Genomic DNA, 17,124 nt, shown 5'->3' on the forward strand with positions numbered 1-17,124 from the left:
CCTCCTAAACTGAGGGCATGCGCACTGCCGGAGTGGATCTCGCCGCCGAGCCCAAAGGCACCGCCCTGGCCGTCATCGACTGGGCCGACAGCCGAGCATCACTGTGTGAGCTCCAGCTCGGCGTCGCTGACAACATCATCGCCCGCACAGCGGGCACTGTTGAGAAACTCGGCATCGACTGCGCGTTCGGTTGGCCGGACGAGTTCGTGCACTTTGTGGTCGCGCACTCCAGCGGCGACCCGAGCCGGCCCGGAGTCGACGGCGGAATGGACTGGCGCCGCACTCTGGCCTACCGCGAGACCGATCGTGACGTACGAAAAAGAACCGGACGATGGCCGCTCAGCGTGTCCACCGACCGGCTCGGACTCACCGCCATGCGGTGCGCCGGGCTGCTGGCCAGAATCTCCGAGACCGGCATCATCGTCGACAGGTCGGGTTCTGGAGTCGTCGCAGAAATCTACCCGGGAGCATCGCTACGACTGTGGGGCTTCTCCACAACGGGGTACCGAACGGAGCCCACCATCCGAAAGCAGCTTCTCCAACACATTCAGGATGTCGCGCCCTGGCTCGATCTCGGTCCGTTCGCGCCACAGATGATCATTTCAGCGGATGCCTTCGACGCCGTGGTCGCCGCACTCGCCGCCCGCAGCGCCGCCCTGGGATTCTACGAGCCGCCTGAACCATCCATGCGTGATCGTGCCCGGCGGGAAGGCTGGATCTTGCTCCCGTCCGGCGCTCTCGCCGATCTACTCCGGTAATCGACAGAGTGTTTCTCAGTTCTCCCACCCTGCTGCGCTGTCGTTTACGGCTCATAATCTGATCCGCTCACTCCGGGACCACGGCACGGATGCCGCGATCCCGGGGTATTTGAGGGTTCGCCGCTGGGGCTGGAGATCAGCTGACTTGCGGAAACCCGAGGTTGATCTCACTCGTCGTTGGGTCGGGCCAACGAGTGGTCACCACCTTGTTACGGGTGTAGAAACGAATACTGTCCGGCCCATACATGTGGGTATCACCGAACAGTGATGACTTCCAGCCGCCGAAGGAGAACGACCCAACCGGCACCGGTATGGGCAGGTTGACCCCGACCATTCCGGCCTCAATCTCAAATTCGAATTGCCGCGCGGCGCCGCCGTCACGCGTGAAAATGGCTGCCCCGTTGCCGAACTCGTTCGCGTTGGTCAACTGAATGGCATCTTCAAAGGTATCCACGCGAACGACTGACAGTACGGGGCCGAAGATCTCGTCGTCGTATACCTTCATGCCTGGCTTCACGTGGTCGATCAGGCTGACGCCGATGAAGAAGCCATCTGTATCAAACTGGTGCTGGCGACCGTCCACAACAACGGTGGCACCTTCATCCGCTGCTCCGGCAACATACGAGGCAACCTTGTCGCGGTGCGCAGCGGTGATCAGCGGGCCCATCTCTGAAGCAGCATCCGTCCCAGCGCCGATCGTCAGTCCGGCCATCCGCTGCTTGATGGCATCGACGAGTTCATCAGCAATACCGCCAACGGCCACGAGCACACTGACCGCCATGCAGCGCTCCCCCGCTGAGCCGTACGCCGCCGACACGGCCGCATCTGCAGCCATGTTCAGATCGGCATCCGGGAGTACCACCATGTGGTTCTTAGCGCCGCCCAGCGCCTGCACGCGCTTGCCGTTTTCGGCGGCCCGCTTATAGATGGACTTGGCAACAGGCGTGGATCCGACGAAGCTGATGGCCTTCACCTGCGGGTGTTCCAACAGTGCATCCACGGCTTCTTTGTCGCCCTGGATAACGTTCAGCACGCCGTCGGGGAGCCCTGCCTCGGAGAAAATCTCGGCAATGAAAATGGCCGTAGATGGGTCTTTCTCGCTGGGCTTGAGCAGAACGGTGTTGCCACAGGCCAGCGCACTGCCGATCATCCAGAGCGGCACCATGGCCGGAAAATTGAACGGAGTAACGCAGGCCACTACGCCAACCGGCTGGCGCACCGAGTGAACATCGACGCCGGTCGATACCTGCTCTGAGTGCTCCCCCTTGAGCATGTGGGAGAGTCCGGTGGCGAACTCGATATTCTCCAGGCCCCGGGTAATCTCGCCCTCCGCATCAGAGAGTACCTTGCCGTGTTCGCTAGTGAGAATGGCCGCCAGCTCCGACTTGCGCTCGCTGAGGAGCTCTCGAACCTTGAAAAAGATGTTGGTGCGTTTGGCCAGGCTGGTGGCCCGCCACCCCGGCAGCGCCGCACTGGCGGCCTCGATAGCTTCCTCGACCCGGGATGTTGAAGCCAAAGCGACCTCTTTGTTTTGCTCTCCGGTGGCGGGATTGTATACGGGGGCGAAACGCTCGGCGTCGGTGATCTTTCGACCATTGATGTAATGCGGAATTCGCTGCATGGGAGTGCTCTCTGTAGCTGCGGGACGCGGGTCAGTGGATGAGGTCACGACCGTTGTCATCAGCTGACCTGCGCTTGGGCTAGCGCCGGAATCTGTTCCGGTTCGGGGTCAGGAGCCAGGGTTCCATCGACGAGCTTGACGATTATGGAGCAGTCTTTACCGCCCTGTTCAGCATCCAGAACGCGCTGGAACAATTGCTGCACATGCGCCCCAATCTCCAGTGGTGTATTCGTTGCCCGCGCGGCGGCGATAGCCAAGCCGATATCTTTATTGGCCAACTCCGTCGTGAACGTCGGTGCAAAAGCAGTGTTAGCAGCGGAGGATGCCACGACTCCGGCAATCGGATACCAGGTGCGCAGGGCCCAACTGTCACCGGAGGAAACCGACGCGATGTCCCAGAACACCTGCTTGTCAAGACCGAGACGATCGGCCAGAACGGCACCTTCAGCGGCCCCCGCGAGATTGATGAACAGCATGAGATTGTTGCAGATCTTCGCGGCCTGGCCTGTGGTCGCACCGCCGGTCGGAATGATGTTGGCAGACATCGACTCGATGAACGTGCTGGCATCAGAGACGGCGTCGGGTTCCCCGCCGATCATGAACGTCAATGTTCCAGCCTGAGCACCGCTGATCCCGCCGGAAACGGGAGCGTCAACAAAGCGGAATCCAGCCTCGGCTGCCGCATCGTGAAGCCTCTGCGCGGATTCGACGTCAATGGTGGAGGAATCGACAAGAAGGGTACCGGGACTCACCGAGGCCAGCACGCCGCCTTCACCCAGATACACGGCAATGGCGTGCTCACCTTTGGGCAGCATGGTGAAGACGACCTCGGCGCCGGAGACAGCATCCGCGATGCTGCTTGCCGGTGTGAGGCCATTGGCCGCCGCGGTCGCGAGCGCCTGCGGATTCAGGTCGAAGCCGCGCACTTCATGCCCGGCCTTCACCAGGTTTGCCGTCATTGGGCCACCCATATTGCCCAGACCGATCCATCCAATTGCAGCCATTCGCAAGCTCCTTTGCTCTTTTCCAGCGAGAACGCACTTTATTTATAACTACCCTGACACCGTGTTACGGTGCAATCAAGATAAAAAAATACAGAGACCCTGTGCATTCATGCACAAATACGCTGATGTACCCATTGGCAGAAGGCCGGCGCGTGATGGTTGATTTCAAGCGGTTCCCGAGCCCGGATGACCTGCTCATCCTGCTCACCGTGGCGCGCCTGGGGCGATTCACCGCCGTGGCCGAGGCGCTGGAAACCACCCACACCACCATTTCCCGCCGGATTCTGGCGCTGGATAAGCGGCTGGGTGGGCGTACCCTCGAGCGAAGCCCGCACGGATGGGAACTCACGGAGCTCGGAAACCAGGCAGTCCGTGCAGCTGAGATCATCGAGACCAGCCTGGGCGCTCTCACTTCAACACTGGCGCATGACGCGGATCCGCTTTTCGGACTCGTACGCATCAGCACGCCCGACGGCTTCGGCGCAGCTTTTGTCACCCCCGCCTTGGTCAAGCTTCAACAGAAACATCCCAAGCTGAATGTAGAGATGCTCAGCGCGACGAGAAAGATCAACCAGAACCGCTCCGGCGTCGACCTGGAAGTCGTGGTCGGCCCAATCGACTCGAGTAGAGCACAGACGATCTTTCTGACGAACTATTTCATCCGACTGTATGCCAGCCCCGAATACCTCGCCACGAAAGGAACTCCACAGACTATTGATGACATCAAGGACCACAACTTTGTGTCCTACGTCGAGTCATCCCTCCAGGTCGCCGAGCTGGGGCATCGCTCGTCACAGTTACCAAATCCAGCCGCGATCTTTCAATCCACCAGTATTTTCGCCCAGGTCGAAGCCGTGCGACGCCACAGCGGCATCGGGTTGCTTCCGTCTTTCATGGTGTGGGGGCAGCCGGGTTTTGTCCCCGTGCTACCGGATTCTTTTCACCGAGAGCTGCCTATTTGGGCTGCCGCCCGCGCCGAGTCTCTTCGATCCATGGCCGTGAAGGCAGCAATTGAGGCCATCCAGCAGGAGGTCTCCGAGCGCCGGAACGAACTGGCGGCCTAACTGGTACGGCGGCCCCACCCGGCCTGTGGTTTTACAGATCTACCTGCAGCAGATCAGTTTGTCCGCAACTCCGGGCCCGTCTATCTGACGCTTTATCGTGCATCGGTGCGTTCGCGCAGTGCCGCCGTTTTTTCTACGTCGGCTGCATCGACATCGTGAAGCGAGGTTCCTCTCGTTTCTTTCATGGACACCACAGCGACCACCGTCACCGCACAGGCGACCAACAGATAAACGGCAATCGGCACCGATGACCCGGTGCCCCTCAGCAAAGCGGTGGCGATAATCGGGGCGAGCGAACCAGCCACGATCGACGTGACCTGGTACCCGAGTGAAACACCGGAATACCGCATTCGGGTGGGAAACATTTCCGACATGATTGAGGGTTGTCCGGCGTACATCAGTGCGTGGAACACAAGGCCGATCGTGACGGCGATCATAATGATCAGTTCATCCGCGGTCTCCATCATGGGGAAGGCAAAGAATCCCCAGGTCGAGCCCAACACCGCGCCCGTCAAGTAAACGGGTTTCCGGCCAACCGCGTCGGAGAGTTTTCCGACCAGCGGAATAAGACAGAACTCGATTGCATGCGCGATGAGCATCAGCAACAAGATCTTGGCTGTGTCCATTTTGACCACCACCACCAGGTACGTGATCGAGAAGGTGACGACGAGGTAATACAGCACGTTTTCTGCAAATCGCAGTCCCATGGCGGTGAAGACACCGCGCGGGTAACGTCGAAATACTTCAATGGCGCCGTAGCCCGGCGTGGGTGCAGCTTCAGCCTTCAGACGTGATTCTTCGAAGATCGGGGCATCCTGAACCTTCGTGCGAATGTAGTACCCGACAATGACGATTACCGCTGAGAGCCAAAATGCGACCCGCCAGCCCCAACTGAGGAATGCTTCCTCGGGCAGGGTCGCAGACAGCCCCAGGAGAACGACGGTGGCCAGCAAGTTTCCTCCCGGAACGGCTGCCTGCGGCCAGCTGGCCCAGAACCCACGGGATTTGTTGGGACTGTGCTCGGCTACCAGCAATACGGCGCCACCCCATTCGCCGCCAACCGCAAAGCCCTGAGCGAATCGCAAGAACACCAAAAGCGCCGGCGCCCAATAGCCAACTTGATCAAACGTTGGCAAACATCCCATTAGGAATGAGGATACGCCGACCAAAACAATGGCAACCTGGAGCAATCGCTTGCGCCCAAACTTGTCACCAAAGTGGCCAAAGACGATTCCGCCGATTGGACGTGCGAGAAAGCCGACGGCGTAGGTCAGAAAGGCCGCGAGGATACCGTCAAGTTGCGAGCCGGCATTGGGAAAGAACACTTGGCCAAACACCAAAGTCGCCAGCGAGCCATACAGAAAGAACTCATACCATTCAACGATGGTGCCGGCCATTGAGGCCGCCACCACTTTCTTCAATCCTGTCGGTTTTTTCTCTGTACCACTCTGGCTTGTGGGAACTTGCGTGCTCAATTCAATCTCCTTCGGTGTCAACTCTGACACTGCGTGGAATAGCGCATCCAACTTTATAAATGCGACGACAAAACCATCACTTGAACCATTGAAAGTATTGCCGTGCCGTCGACATCACACAACGTCGATTCATGCAGAGACCATCTGCACCAATGCACAGGGCTGCTAGCTGAATGTTGCGAGAGGTCAAGCGGGAGGCCACTGACACAACGTCGCCCACCGACGAGTAGCACCGCCCTTCCTCCGGCGGCGGTGCCAGCTGTGATCCCGAGCCGTGCAAGGGCAGCCGCTCACGCGCTTGAATCATTCGGTCATGGCCGTCATCTACGTCATCACCGCTGCGATTCTCGCCCTTGTCATCATCGTCGCTAGCAGCGTCATCATCGCCGCAGGCCTGTCAACTGCCGTTCCTGGTGCCACCGCCACAATCGATGCCATGCCCGGCCTCATCATTGCGGGCATCGGATGCGCGCTCATCCTGCTCGCCACGCTGGTTCCGACCTTGGTCGGTCTGAGAAGAGACGTCATGCGCACCCTCAGCTCCGAATAAAACCCCGGCACTCGTCGGGCCTCAACCGTGCGTATTTGCTCAACCGGATCGGCAATGTCCATCGTGACCGTGCGCCCAATGATGCCGTCATGAGGGTTCGCTCTCTAGCTAGAGGCGTTGGACCAGCGACGAGGCGAGAAACGCCGAGCCGACGATCGCCAGCACGGCTCGAGTCGTATTTGCACGACTCCAACCTGCGTCGAAAGATCGCCACGCGTCAGCGACGTCCCCCTCGGATGGCCTGATCCGGGCCAGCGCGTTGTTCCGCGGCACGTTGAACAACATTGTCGTGGCGAAGGACGCCACTGTCAGGCCTGCGCCGATGACGCGAACGGGGACCATTCCGGCGCTAGCGTCCTGAAGCAGAGCGGTGACGGCTGCCGCGCACGCGGCCCGGGCGCCCCCGAAGAAGACGATCATGAATGGGGCACGGACGGCATTTTCGTTGACCCGTTGCATTACGGCCACGGCCTCCGGGGCGGAACGCAGTCGCAGGGCCGGAGACACGATTGTGGCGAACGTAAAGTAGACCCCCCTCCGGTGACACCTGCCCCGACCGCCGCTGCCGCCGTCACGGCGCTCCTGGCCGGCGAGCTGCTTTCCGACCCTCGTCGGACAACCGCAGACATCGCCCAACAGGTGGGCTACGGCAGCCCCTTCGCCCTCAGCACCGCCTTCAAACGCCACCACGGTGTAAGCCCCACCGAATATCGCCGCCACCGACAAACTCCTCTGCCCACACAAACCGGCTGACCGAAGCCAAACGGGAAGGCACGTTTTGTCTCATTACGGGATAGCCGTTCGAAGTTGTGAGAGGTCATGGTCAACCTCGTCGTCGTGCTGCTTGAGCGTGTCTGGCAATGTCCCTTCACGATCTGAATGGTCTGCGGGCCTGGTTGCACGGGTCCATCTCGTAAGGTGTGGCCAGACGTCCAGCGGGCTGACCCTCAGTCGAGAACGCGCCATTCGCGCACGAACTCCTCGACGGTCTTGGTTTCGAGGTCGCGGCGCACGGTTTCCAAAAGGCAGTGGGGGTCGCCGAGGTCGGCGGCAGTGCGTAGAACCTCAACTCCGCTTGCGCGCCGGCGGATGCAAAGGTCGGCATCGACCTCGACGTCACTCCCTGCTGCACGAACCAGTGCCATTGCACGACGGAGCAGGCGTCGAGTGCGCGTGCCCGATGGCTCCTCGAGCTCGGAACGAACGTTCCATGCGTCGCTTCCACCCAAATAGCAATCACCCTCTCGCTGACCGTCTTCGGAATGGCCGCGGCGGCAACGCTCAACCCCGCAGACGCAGACGCAGACGCAGACGCAGACGCAGACGAGTCAGCCACCCGCGCGGCAGAAAGCGTCCCTGCCGAGGCAATCGTCCCAGCCGACGCGATTATCCCCGCGCCAACCGAGGCACCAACAAAATCGGAAACGTCGGACGCTGACTCAATCGAACCTACCGACATTGTCGATCCGCTGTTATCCGACGCTTTCACGGCGATGACTCCCGACGAGCAGACCAACGGGCGCGAGTGGATTGAAACGCAGACGATCACGGTGGCCTGCTTGAAAGGCAAAGGATACGCGTACACCTTCGAACCATTCTGGGAAAGGGAAGGAGACAGTGCCGTGCGTCCAGTGATGTGGGTCAACACTCTTCCCACCTCGGAGCGGGCAAACGTCCGACTGGCGCCACGCGTGCTGGGAGGGACGAAAAGTCAGTCGGAATTGGGCCATTGAGACAATCGAATGTCGACTACACACGATTTCAATCTGCGGGGTTTATGCGGGGTTCGCCCAAAATCGGCGAAAAAATACCCCGGACTTCCGCAGAAGTCCGGGGCGATTTTAGTGAGTACCGTGTAGCGGGAGCGGGAATTGAACCCGCGACACCACGATTATGAGCCGTGTGCTCTAACCAACTGAGCTACCCCGCCGCGACTTGTCGGCTGTTCGCTTCCAAGCCTGAGCCCCCTGTGGGAATCGGACCCACTACCTCTTCCTTACCAAGGAAGTGCTCTACCAATGAGCTAAGGGGGCAGAGCAACCAAAAAACAGTAGCAACGCCGCGTTTTTGGCAACCTAGAAACTTTATCACCCCGACAGGGCGCTCTAGACCATTCTCCACGCTACAGGCACACAGCGCCAATGCCGTAGCATTTTAGGATGACTGGCACCGAACTGACCCCTGGCACCGAATGGTGGCGCACCGCCGTCATCTATCAGATCTACCCCCGATCGTTCGCCGACGCGAACGGTGATGGCATGGGAGACCTCGCCGGCATCAGCGCGCGACTGCCGCAGCTCAAAGACCTGGGCATTGATGCCATTTGGCTGTCTCCTTTTTATACCTCGCCACAACGCGACGCAGGTTACGACGTCTCCGACTACTGCAACGTCGACCCGTTGTTCGGCACCCTCGACGACTTCGACGTGCTGCAGCGCACCGCCCACGACCTCGGAATCCGAGTCATCGTCGACATCGTGCCCAATCACTCCTCGAGTGACCACGGCTGGTTCCAAGCTGCCCTCGCCGCCGGCCCTGGCAGCGAGGAGCGCGCCCGCTACACCTTCCGCGACGGCAAGGGCAAAAGCGGCGAGCTACCTCCGAACAATTGGGAGTCCGTCTTCGGCGGCCTCGCCTGGACCCGCACGACCGATCCGGACGGCACCCCCGGCCAGTGGTACCTTCACTTGTTCGACAGCAGTCAGCCCGACTTCGACTGGGACAGCGAGTGGGTGCGCGAGCAGTTCCGTGCGGTGCTGCGCTTCTGGCTCGACCGCGGCGTCGACGGCTTTCGAGTGGATGTTGCGCACGGCATGATCAAGGCTCCCGGCCTCCCCGATTACACGCCTCCCGCCGAGGGCGGCAGCATGGGCGGGGCACCGGCATCCGCTCTCGAACCGGGGATCAGCGCCGAGACGCCGCTGACGGCCCCGTATTGGGCGCAGGACGGCGTGCACGAGATTTATCGCGACTGGCACCAGGTGCTCGCCGCTTACCCGGGCGACCGCGTTCTCGCGGCCGAAGCCTGGGTTGATCCGCTCAGCCAGATGGCCAAGTGGGTACGCCCAGACGAGATGCACCAGGCCTTCAACTTCGCCTACCTGGAGACCCCGTGGAACGCGCCGCAGCTGAAGAGCGTCATCGACGAGTCGCTCGAAGCTTTCGGCAACGTCGGGGCGCCGAGCACCTGGGTGCTCTCCAACCACGACGTCGTGCGCCACGCCTCCCGGCTCGCCCTCACCGGCGATAACCTGCAAGGTCACGGCATCGGCCCCAAGACGGTTGGACTGCCCGACACTGTTCTGGGACTGCGGCGCGCGCGGGCGGCATCCGCTTTGATGTTGTCGCTGCCCGGCTCGAGCTACCTGTATCAGGGCGAGGAACTCGGCTTGCCCGAGGCCGTCGATCTGCCCGACCATGCGCGCGAAGACCCCACCTGGTTTCGCACCAACGGCGAACGCTACGGGCGAGACGGATGCCGCGTGCCGATTCCGTGGGAAGCCGCCGGCGAGTCGTTCGGCTTCAGCACCGGAGAGAAGAGTTGGCTGCCGCAGCCGGCCGAATGGGCCGGGCTCGCTCGCGACCAGCAAAACGGCGTGGCCGGATCAACCCTCGAGCTGTACAAGCTCGCGTTGCGACTGCGCCGGGAGCACTCCCTCGCCTCCGGCACGGTCGAGTGGATCGACGGCTTCGGCCCCGAGGTCGCGGCGTACCGCAATGGCGACGTGATTGTCGTGGCGAATACGGGGTCGGCATCCGTTCAGCTGCCCGCTGGCGAGGTTCTGCTGGCGAGCGAAGAGCTCGTCAGTCGCACCCTGCCGGGCGATACGACGGCCTGGTTGCGCATCGTTCAACCATGACCACGTTCGACGACGCACCCGTCGGCAGCGCGGCCGACGCAGGCAGCGTCGTCTCTCCCGACTCCGGCAGCGTCTCGCCTAGTACCTCTGCGAGCATCGCCGCCATGCGGGAGTTGAAGCTCGAACTGACCCGGTTCATGATGTCGTACAAGTTCGCGACCGACGAGATACTGACCAAGATCAACATTTTGAAGGAGGAATTCAGTGCGATTCACGACTACAGCCCAATCGAGCACGTCAGTTCCCGACTCAAGTCGCCGGAGGGTATTCTCAAGAAGGCCATCCGCAAGGGGCACCCGCTCGAGCTGACCGGAATCCGCGACAATATCCAGGACATCGCCGGAATTCGCATCACCTGCAGCTTCATCTCCGACACCTATCGCGTTCGCGACATGCTCGCCGGACAGCGCGACATAACAGTGCTCCAAGTCAAGGACTATATCCGGGAACCGAAGGCCAACGGGTACCAGAGCCTGCACCTCATCGTCGCGATTCCGGTATTCATGTCCGACCGTGTGCAGCCAGTCACCGTCGAAATTCAGATCCGCACGATCGCGATGGACTTTTGGGCGAGCCTGGAACACAAGATCTACTACAAGTACAACGGCGCCGTGCCAGACACCCTGGTAGAAGACTTGCGGCAGGCAGCGGATGCCGCCAACCGGCTTGATGTGAAGATGGAACTGCTGCACGACCAGGTCGTGGCACTCGAACCCATTACCGATGACGCCGATCTGTTCAGCTTCGACAGCCTGCCACCGTTTCCGCTACCGAAGGGCCTGCTCGAGTCCTTCCTGCGCGGGCTTAGCGAGCCGAGCTAAACCGGCTGCGGCGGCAATGTGAGCTGGCCGCCCACCGCGCATAACTCCTGCAATTTGCGGGCGTTCCGAAAAACCCCCGCGGCTTCCCGCGCCTGCCCTGTTTGGACGCAAGAAATTGCAGGAGTTGTGCGCGCGCCGACGGGCGGCCGGACCCGAGGTGCGCTAGTTGGTGTTGGCGTAGAGCCAGGCGAGCGGGTCGACCTTGGTGCCGGTGATTCCGCCCTGACGAATCTCGAAGTGCAGGTGCGGGCCGGTCGACATCCCGGTACTGCCGGTCTTGCCGATGACCTGGCCAACCTTGACCACGTCACCCTCCGCGAACAGCATCGATCCGTGGATCATGTGCGCGTAGACGCTGGTGACGAGCTCGCCATTGATCATGTGGTCGATCATCATGTGAACGCCGAGGCTGGCTTCACCGTCTTCGGCGTAGCTGACCACACCGTCGGCGATGGCCTGGATCGGTGCGCCGACGCCCGGGTTGAAGTCCTGGCCGCCGTGGTTCACCGAACAACCGGCGCAATTGCGGTAGCCGATCTGGTCGCCGATATGAACACCGACGGCGAACGGCCACTGAATGGTTCCGTTCGGGTTGTTTGTGAAGGTGTCTTCCATGCGGATACCGCTGGCTTCAGCAACTTCGGCGATGGTGCTCGACTTGTAGCCGTCACGCACGACGGTAACGGTGTCACCGCCAGCCAGATCCATGCTCTGCATATCGGCCGCTGCCGGAACACGCTGCGATTCAAGAACGGATGCCTGCACGTCTTGTGACGACAGTAACGCTTCGGCCGGAATCGAGGTGGCCACGGCCATTAGAGCCACGAACGACATGGCGAGAATCGAAGCGCCTTTGGCCGCGCGCTTGCGCATGGTGCTGCCGAGCGGTCGTGCACGCGGGGTGCGACGGGGCAGCGCCCCGGCCGGAACGAAATCGCGCGCGGGGGCAAACGTCTCCCCCGGCTTCTGCTCGATGCGATGGCGACGCGGCCGTTCACCGGCAGCGGGAATGACCGTCGGGATCGATTGGGTCACGCCGGGAGCCAGCAACTTCTCGTAGTCGGTAGGCCCGGCGTCGGCGACCGGCCGAGCCGCAACAATGCGGTCAGTCTCGATGACCACAACCGGTTCAAGGTCCAGGTCGGCCGTGACGATCAGATCGGCTGCCGGGCTGAGCCGTGCGAGGTCATCAGCGGTTTCCGTGAACGGTGCTGTGACCGATAATGCGAGTTGTGAGAACGCCCCACGCTCGCGCTCGCGACGCTCCCGGCGAGTCAGCGCTACCGGTTCTGCCGGGGGAAATACGGCGCCGTCACTGTCACCGGACACGGTGGTGTCCATGGGTGGAGTGTGACGTGACAAAGTGCAGCTTTCGGCGTGGCGGACGGGATCTTGTGCTCGTTCTGAATAACGCCAAATGACGGAGGATCAATATAACGAATCAGCTAACGGTAACGCGCAACCCTGAGAATACCAGAGGAAAGCGACCAATCACACCCAAAAGGGGGTAGTGGGCATAGTTTCAGCGGGGTCCCTCGTCAGGCGGGAAGCACTCGAAGAGCGCGGCGAGCACCGGTGAGAACTGATCGTAAAGGGCCGGAGCTGCGGCGATGAGCAGGTCGCGGCCCTCGGCATCCGCGTACAAAGCACCGACCCGAGCGCCGGCTTCCCGCGCGATCAGGGCACCGGCGGCGTGGTCCCATGGGTTGAGTCCGCGTTCGAAATAGAGGTCAAGACGCCCGCAAGCGACCGAGCAGAGGTCGAGTGCGGCCGACCCGAGACGACGGATGTCCCGCACCTGGCCGATGAGACCACCCACGACTTTCGCCTGCCACACCCGCCGGTCCGCCTCGTAGCTGAAGCCGGTGCCGGCCAGGGCGAGCGAGAGCGGAACGTCGTGATTCACGTGCAGGCGTTGGTCGCCCAGCCAGGCGCCCGAACCCTTCGACGCGGTGAACACCTCGCGGAGGGCGGGGTTGACGACGGCGCCGGCAAGGGTGTTCCAGCTGGCCGGGTCGGGATCACCCTGCACAACGGCGATGCTGACGGCATAGAACGGAATGCCGTAGAGGTAGTTGACGGTGCCGTCGATGGGGTCGACCACCCAAGTGAGCCCACTGGTGTGCGCGGATGCGTCGGATTCTTCGCCGTAAAACCCGTCGTTTGGTCGGGCGTCTGCGAGCAGGCCGCGAATGAGCAACTCGACCTCGCGATCGGCCGCGGTGACGATGTCTTCGGGTGACGATTTCGAGGCTGCAATCTCGACCCCCTCGGTGCGACGCCGATGGGCGAGCGCGCCTGCGGTGAGGGCGACGGTGCGTGCAAGGTCGAGCAGCTCGGTCGGAGCGGGATGCATCATCCCCACACGCTACAGGCAGGGCCTCAACCAGAACAGGCAGGCCCGAGGGCCTGCCTGTCCTGGTGGTACTCGTGGCGAGTGCGAGGTTCGAACTCACGAAGGCTACGCCGTCTGATTTACAGTCAGATCCCTTTGGCCGCTTGGGTAACTCGCCAGGCGCTCCCGACCAGGTGTAATCACTTGACCGGAGACGCGGCTTTAACAATACAAGACGAAACGCCTCACCGAGAAATCAACGGGCATCGAAATCGTGATGAGACGTTTCCGGTACCCGGTGGGCGGCACTCCCCGGTTGGCCGGCGGGGTGCGCTTCTTGGTCGACGTGTCGCCGCCGATGCCGGTGAGGCCACGATGTCGGCGGTATCCGCCGCCTACCCATTGCCGATGTTCGAGACCGCACAGGAGTGTTCGCGTATGGTGTCTAACCGCGCACTTTTTGCACTCTCGCGGGTCGGATACCATGGGGGAATGGCAGATTCAACGTTCGACATCGTCAGCAAGGTCGACCCGATGGAGGTCGACAACGCCCTCAACCAGGCGCACAAAGAAGTCGCACAGCGCTACGACTTCAAGAACGTAGGAGCTTCGATCGCGATGAGCGGTGACAAGGTGCTCATGAAAGCGAACACCGAGGAGCGCGTCAAGGCGATCCTCGAAGTGTTCGAGGCCAAGCTGATCAAGCGCGGCATCTCACTGCGCAGCCTCGACGCTGGCGAGCCGTTCGCCTCCGGCAAGGAATATCGCATTGAGACGAGCATGAAGGCCGGCATCGACCAGGAGAACGCGAAGAAGATCGGCAAGATCATTCGCGACGAGGGCCCCAAAGGCGTCAAGAGCCAAATTCAGGGTGACGAACTGCGGGTCAGCTCGAAGAGTCGCGATGATTTGCAGGCCGTGATGGCGCTGCTCAAGGGTAAAGACCTTGACGTGGCCCTGCAGTTCACAAACTTTCGCTAGCGGACCTCTCCGGCAGGGGGGACTCCCTCGTCCTCTGTCCGCCAGGCCCACCTTGTGAACCGGGGCCCAGTTTATAAACTGGGCCCGCGGACGGGGCCTGGGCCCCGTCCGCGGAGGCGCGCACTCGGAGTGCTACTCGGCGCGGGACACCGCCACCATTTCGTGGCGGTCCACAACCTTGATGCGGGTGCGGCCTACAGCCTCGCCGAGCCCGAGTTCGTGCTGGTCGAGATTGTGCCAACCGTCCAGACCGGTGTATTTCACGCCGCGCGCATCGAGCAAGTCCACGATGCTCTCCTCCGACGGCGACTCGGGACGCCACCAGTTCCCGAGGTCATTGATCAGGTGACGAATCGTTTCCATCGCGTCGCTCTTGGTGTGGCCGATCAGACCGACCGGCCCGCGCTTGATCCAGCCGGTCGCGTAGACGCCGTACATCTGCTGGTTGAACAGCCCGCCGGTACCGGCCGACGGGTCACGGCGTAGCACCTGGCCCTCGCGGTTGGGAATGATGCCGCGCTTCTTGTCAAACGGCACGTCCGGCAATTCCGACCCGAAGTAGCCGACGGCTCGGTAGACGGCCTGCACCGGGATCTCGCGAATTTCGCCGGTGCCGACGACGCCGCCGGCGCCATCCGTTATGGTGCGTTCCCAGCGAAACGCGCCGACCCGGCCTGTGCCGTCATCGACCAACTCGACCGGCTTGGCGAAGAAGTGCATGTGCAGACGGCGGCTGGCGGCGCCGGTCTCGCGGGCACGCCACTGGTTCAGCGTCTTATCGATCACGAAGACCTGTTTGTTGCTCGCGACGGCGGACTGAGCGGCCTCGTCGTACTCAAAGTCCTCGTCGTAGACGATCATGTCCACATCATTCAGCTCGCCCACCTCACGCAGTTCCAGCGGAGTGAATTTAACGGATGTCGGACCACGCCGTCCAAATACGTGCACGTCGGTCACCGGTGACCCTTTCAACCCGGCGTACACGTTTTCGGGGATCTCCGTCGAAAGCAGGTCGTCGGCGTGCTTGATGAGCATGCGCGACACGTCGAGGGCCACGTTTCCGTTGCCGATCACGGCGATCTCGCGCGCGTGAAGCGGCCAGGTACGCGGTACGTCGGGATGGCCGTCAAACCAGCTCACGAAGTCGGCGGCGCCGTATGAACCGTTCAGAGACGCGCCTGGAATATTGAGGTCGGCATCCTGCACGGCGCCGGTCGCGAAGATGACCGCGTTGTAGTGCTTCTTGAGGTCGTCGAGGGTGACGTCCACTCCGAACCGCACATTGCCGAACACACGAATATCACCACTGTCGAGCACGCCCCGCAGAGCAGTGATGATGCCCTTGATGCGGGGGTGGTCGGGGGCGACGCCGTAGCGCACGAGGCCATACGGCGCCGGCAGGTGGTCGAACAGGTCGATCGAGACCTCAAAGTTGCGCTCGGCTTTGAGCAGAATATCGGCGGCATAAATGCCCGCCGGTCCTGCGCCGACGATGGCCAGTCTCAATTTGGTCACTGAAGATTCCTTACTGCGCGGACGGGCCGGGCCCAAGCCCTCGCCCGCTCTCGACTGGATCTAGCTGGAGCGCTCGACGATGGACTCGGCGAATCGGGTGAGGGCTTTCTTGACCGAACCATTCGGCAGCGGAGCGAGGGCGGCGACGGCGTCGCGGGCCCAGCCGTGTGCCTCGGCCAGGGTCTCGGCCGTGACGGCGTGCTCGCGCAGCGCGGTGATTGCCGCGTCCGCTTCCGCGCCCTGTTGCGCACCGGCCGTCATCACGTCACGTTCCAGCCGCTCCAGCAGATCAGCGGATGCCCCATCGCTCGCAGCACGTTCGCGCAATCGAAGCACCGGAAGCGTGACCACACCGGCCCGCAAATCCGTTCCCGGCACTTTGCCCGTCTCCTGCGGCTGCGGTGACAGATCGAGCACATCGTCGATGAGCTGAAAGGCCACGCCGATCTTCTCACCGAAGTCCACGACCGGCTGCTCGTACTCGGCCGGGGCGTTGGAGAACACCACACCGCCCTGGGCGGCCGCGGCGATGAGCGAACCGGTCTTCCCAGCGAGCACCTGAATATAGTGCGTGACCGGGTCTTCGCCGGCGCGCGGGCCCACCGTCTCCTGAAACTGACCGAGCACGAGGCGCTCGAACGTGGTCGCCTGCAGTTTGATGGCGCGTTCACCGAGGCGGGCCATCAACTGGCTGGCACGGGCGAACAGCAGGTCACCCGTGAGGATGGCGATGGAGTTGCCCCACACGGTTTGCGCGCTCGGCACGCCGCGGCGCTTGTCCGCGTCGTCCATGACGTCGTCGTGATAGAGCGAGGCCAGGTGGGTCAGTTCGATAGCTGTGGCTGCGGTGACAACGTCGGGCACGACGCCCCCGCCCAGGTGCGCGGTGAGCAGCGCGAGCATGGGACGCACGCGTTTTCCACCGGCATTGAGCAGGTAGCGGCTGGTAACGGTGGCGATTTCGTTGGCGTAGACGAGCTCATCGATGAGCGCCGCTTCGACCTTTACGATGCCGGCATCGATATTCGCCGCCAAGCCGCGGTCGGCGGACGTCGAGAAAATACGTTCGCCGAGGCCCGCTTGGCTAGTCACCGACGCGGTGCGTCGAATCACGGGGACTCTGGATTTCACGTAAGACAG

At 62.1% G+C, this 17,124-nt stretch carries 17 protein-coding genes and 3 tRNA genes; 8 read left to right on the top strand and 12 right to left on the bottom strand.

Translation table 11 applies throughout. The features are described from left to right. Positions 1 to 17 precede the first annotated feature (17 nt). Positions 18 to 758: a DUF429 domain-containing protein gene (locus tag CXY74_RS09980; RefSeq protein WP_104200286.1), complete on the top strand. Its 741-nt coding sequence runs from the start codon at positions 18 to 20 to the stop codon at positions 756 to 758. Between the two features lie 136 nt (positions 759 to 894). On the opposite strand, the gene CXY74_RS09985 is transcribed toward CXY74_RS09980, so the two are convergent. Continuing rightward, positions 895 to 2,379, bottom strand: a complete 1,485-nt coding sequence (locus tag CXY74_RS09985; protein WP_104200352.1) for a CoA-acylating methylmalonate-semialdehyde dehydrogenase — start codon at positions 2,377 to 2,379, stop codon at positions 895 to 897. A 59-nt stretch (positions 2,380 to 2,438) separates the two neighbouring features. Beyond that, positions 2,439 to 3,383, bottom strand: coding sequence for a 3-hydroxyisobutyrate dehydrogenase (mmsB, locus tag CXY74_RS09990; protein ID WP_104200287.1), 945 nt, complete (start codon positions 3,381 to 3,383; stop codon positions 2,439 to 2,441). Between mmsB and CXY74_RS09995 the strand changes: the two genes are divergently transcribed. Then, complete coding sequence (locus CXY74_RS09995; RefSeq protein ID WP_370446142.1) at positions 3,374 to 4,447, top strand: LysR family transcriptional regulator; 1,074 nt, start codon at positions 3,374 to 3,376, stop codon at positions 4,445 to 4,447. The two genes, mmsB and CXY74_RS09995, sit on opposite strands and share 10 nt — an antisense overlap. Before the next feature lie 92 nt (positions 4,448 to 4,539). Here the strand turns inward: CXY74_RS09995 and CXY74_RS10000 are convergent, their stop codons facing one another. Next, positions 4,540 to 5,922 (bottom strand): MFS transporter, encoded by a 1,383-nt coding sequence (locus CXY74_RS10000; RefSeq protein ID WP_304481664.1) that lies wholly within the window; start codon positions 5,920 to 5,922, stop codon positions 4,540 to 4,542. A gap of 313 nt (positions 5,923 to 6,235) precedes the next feature. On the opposite strand from CXY74_RS10000, the gene CXY74_RS10005 reads away from it, so the two are divergent. Continuing rightward, on the top strand, positions 6,236 to 6,472 hold the full coding sequence (locus CXY74_RS10005) for a hypothetical protein (RefSeq protein WP_104200290.1): 237 nt from the start codon (positions 6,236 to 6,238) through the stop codon (positions 6,470 to 6,472). Positions 6,473 to 6,580: 108 nt separating this feature from the next. Here CXY74_RS10005 and CXY74_RS10010 read toward each other — a convergent pair whose 3' ends face one another. Continuing rightward, a complete protein-coding gene (locus tag CXY74_RS10010; protein ID WP_158252344.1) occupies positions 6,581 to 6,979 on the bottom strand; it encodes an anthrone oxygenase family protein in 399 nt (132 codons plus the stop codon). A 33-nt stretch (positions 6,980 to 7,012) separates the two neighbouring features. On the opposite strand from CXY74_RS10010, the gene CXY74_RS17575 reads away from it, so the two are divergent. Further along, positions 7,013 to 7,225, top strand: coding sequence for an AraC family transcriptional regulator (locus tag CXY74_RS17575; protein ID WP_233193322.1), 213 nt, complete (start codon positions 7,013 to 7,015; stop codon positions 7,223 to 7,225). A gap of 194 nt (positions 7,226 to 7,419) precedes the next feature. On the opposite strand, the gene CXY74_RS10015 is transcribed toward CXY74_RS17575, so the two are convergent. Beyond that, a complete protein-coding gene (locus CXY74_RS10015; protein WP_146070112.1) occupies positions 7,420 to 7,617 on the bottom strand; it encodes a hypothetical protein in 198 nt (65 codons plus the stop codon). Between the two features lie 117 nt (positions 7,618 to 7,734). Here CXY74_RS10015 and CXY74_RS10020 point away from each other — a divergent pair, with 117 nt between their 5' ends. After that, positions 7,735 to 8,205, top strand: coding sequence for a hypothetical protein (locus CXY74_RS10020; RefSeq protein ID WP_104200293.1), 471 nt, complete (start codon positions 7,735 to 7,737; stop codon positions 8,203 to 8,205). Between the two features lie 123 nt (positions 8,206 to 8,328). On the opposite strand, the gene CXY74_RS10025 is transcribed toward CXY74_RS10020, so the two are convergent. Both CXY74_RS10025 and CXY74_RS10030 read right to left on the bottom strand, forming a co-directional pair. Then, positions 8,329 to 8,402 (bottom strand) — tRNA-Met (locus tag CXY74_RS10025). A 31-nt stretch (positions 8,403 to 8,433) separates the two neighbouring features. Beyond that, positions 8,434 to 8,505: transfer RNA gene (locus tag CXY74_RS10030), tRNA-Thr, on the bottom strand. Positions 8,506 to 8,631: 126 nt separating this feature from the next. Between CXY74_RS10030 and CXY74_RS10035 the strand changes: the two genes are divergently transcribed. Next, a complete protein-coding gene (locus CXY74_RS10035; protein ID WP_104200294.1) occupies positions 8,632 to 10,332 on the top strand; it encodes an alpha-amylase family glycosyl hydrolase in 1,701 nt (566 codons plus the stop codon). Beyond that, positions 10,329 to 11,153, top strand: coding sequence for a GTP pyrophosphokinase family protein (locus CXY74_RS10040; protein ID WP_199183189.1), 825 nt, complete (start codon positions 10,329 to 10,331; stop codon positions 11,151 to 11,153). The genes CXY74_RS10035 and CXY74_RS10040 overlap by 4 nt, the downstream gene beginning before the upstream one ends. 162 nt (positions 11,154 to 11,315) lie before the next feature. Here the strand turns inward: CXY74_RS10040 and CXY74_RS18290 are convergent, their stop codons facing one another. The 3 genes from CXY74_RS18290 to CXY74_RS10055 all read right to left on the bottom strand — a co-directional run bounded on the left by CXY74_RS18290 (position 11,316) and on the right by CXY74_RS10055 (position 13,666). Then, positions 11,316 to 12,494: a M23 family metallopeptidase gene (locus tag CXY74_RS18290; RefSeq protein WP_104200295.1), complete on the bottom strand. Its 1,179-nt coding sequence runs from the start codon at positions 12,492 to 12,494 to the stop codon at positions 11,316 to 11,318. A gap of 181 nt (positions 12,495 to 12,675) precedes the next feature. Then, entirely contained in the window at positions 12,676 to 13,512 is an 837-nt protein-coding gene (locus CXY74_RS10050) for an inositol monophosphatase family protein (protein ID WP_233193323.1), read from the bottom strand. Between the two features lie 72 nt (positions 13,513 to 13,584). Next, positions 13,585 to 13,666, bottom strand: a tRNA-Tyr gene (locus CXY74_RS10055). Positions 13,667 to 13,980: 314 nt separating this feature from the next. On the opposite strand from CXY74_RS10055, the gene CXY74_RS10060 reads away from it, so the two are divergent. Then, a complete protein-coding gene (locus CXY74_RS10060; RefSeq protein WP_104126358.1) occupies positions 13,981 to 14,469 on the top strand; it encodes a YajQ family cyclic di-GMP-binding protein in 489 nt (162 codons plus the stop codon). A gap of 132 nt (positions 14,470 to 14,601) precedes the next feature. Here the strand turns inward: CXY74_RS10060 and CXY74_RS10065 are convergent, their stop codons facing one another. After that, a complete protein-coding gene (locus tag CXY74_RS10065; RefSeq protein ID WP_104200296.1) occupies positions 14,602 to 15,984 on the bottom strand; it encodes an FAD-dependent oxidoreductase in 1,383 nt (460 codons plus the stop codon). A gap of 60 nt (positions 15,985 to 16,044) precedes the next feature. Continuing rightward, positions 16,045 to 17,115 (bottom strand): polyprenyl synthetase family protein, encoded by a 1,071-nt coding sequence (locus tag CXY74_RS10070; RefSeq protein ID WP_104200297.1) that lies wholly within the window; start codon positions 17,113 to 17,115, stop codon positions 16,045 to 16,047. Positions 17,116 to 17,124 lie beyond the last annotated feature (9 nt).

Origin of the sequence: Cryobacterium sp. Y29 (assembly GCF_002929825.1) — a bacterium.
Lineage (GTDB): Bacteria > Actinomycetota > Actinomycetes > Actinomycetales > Microbacteriaceae > Cryobacterium.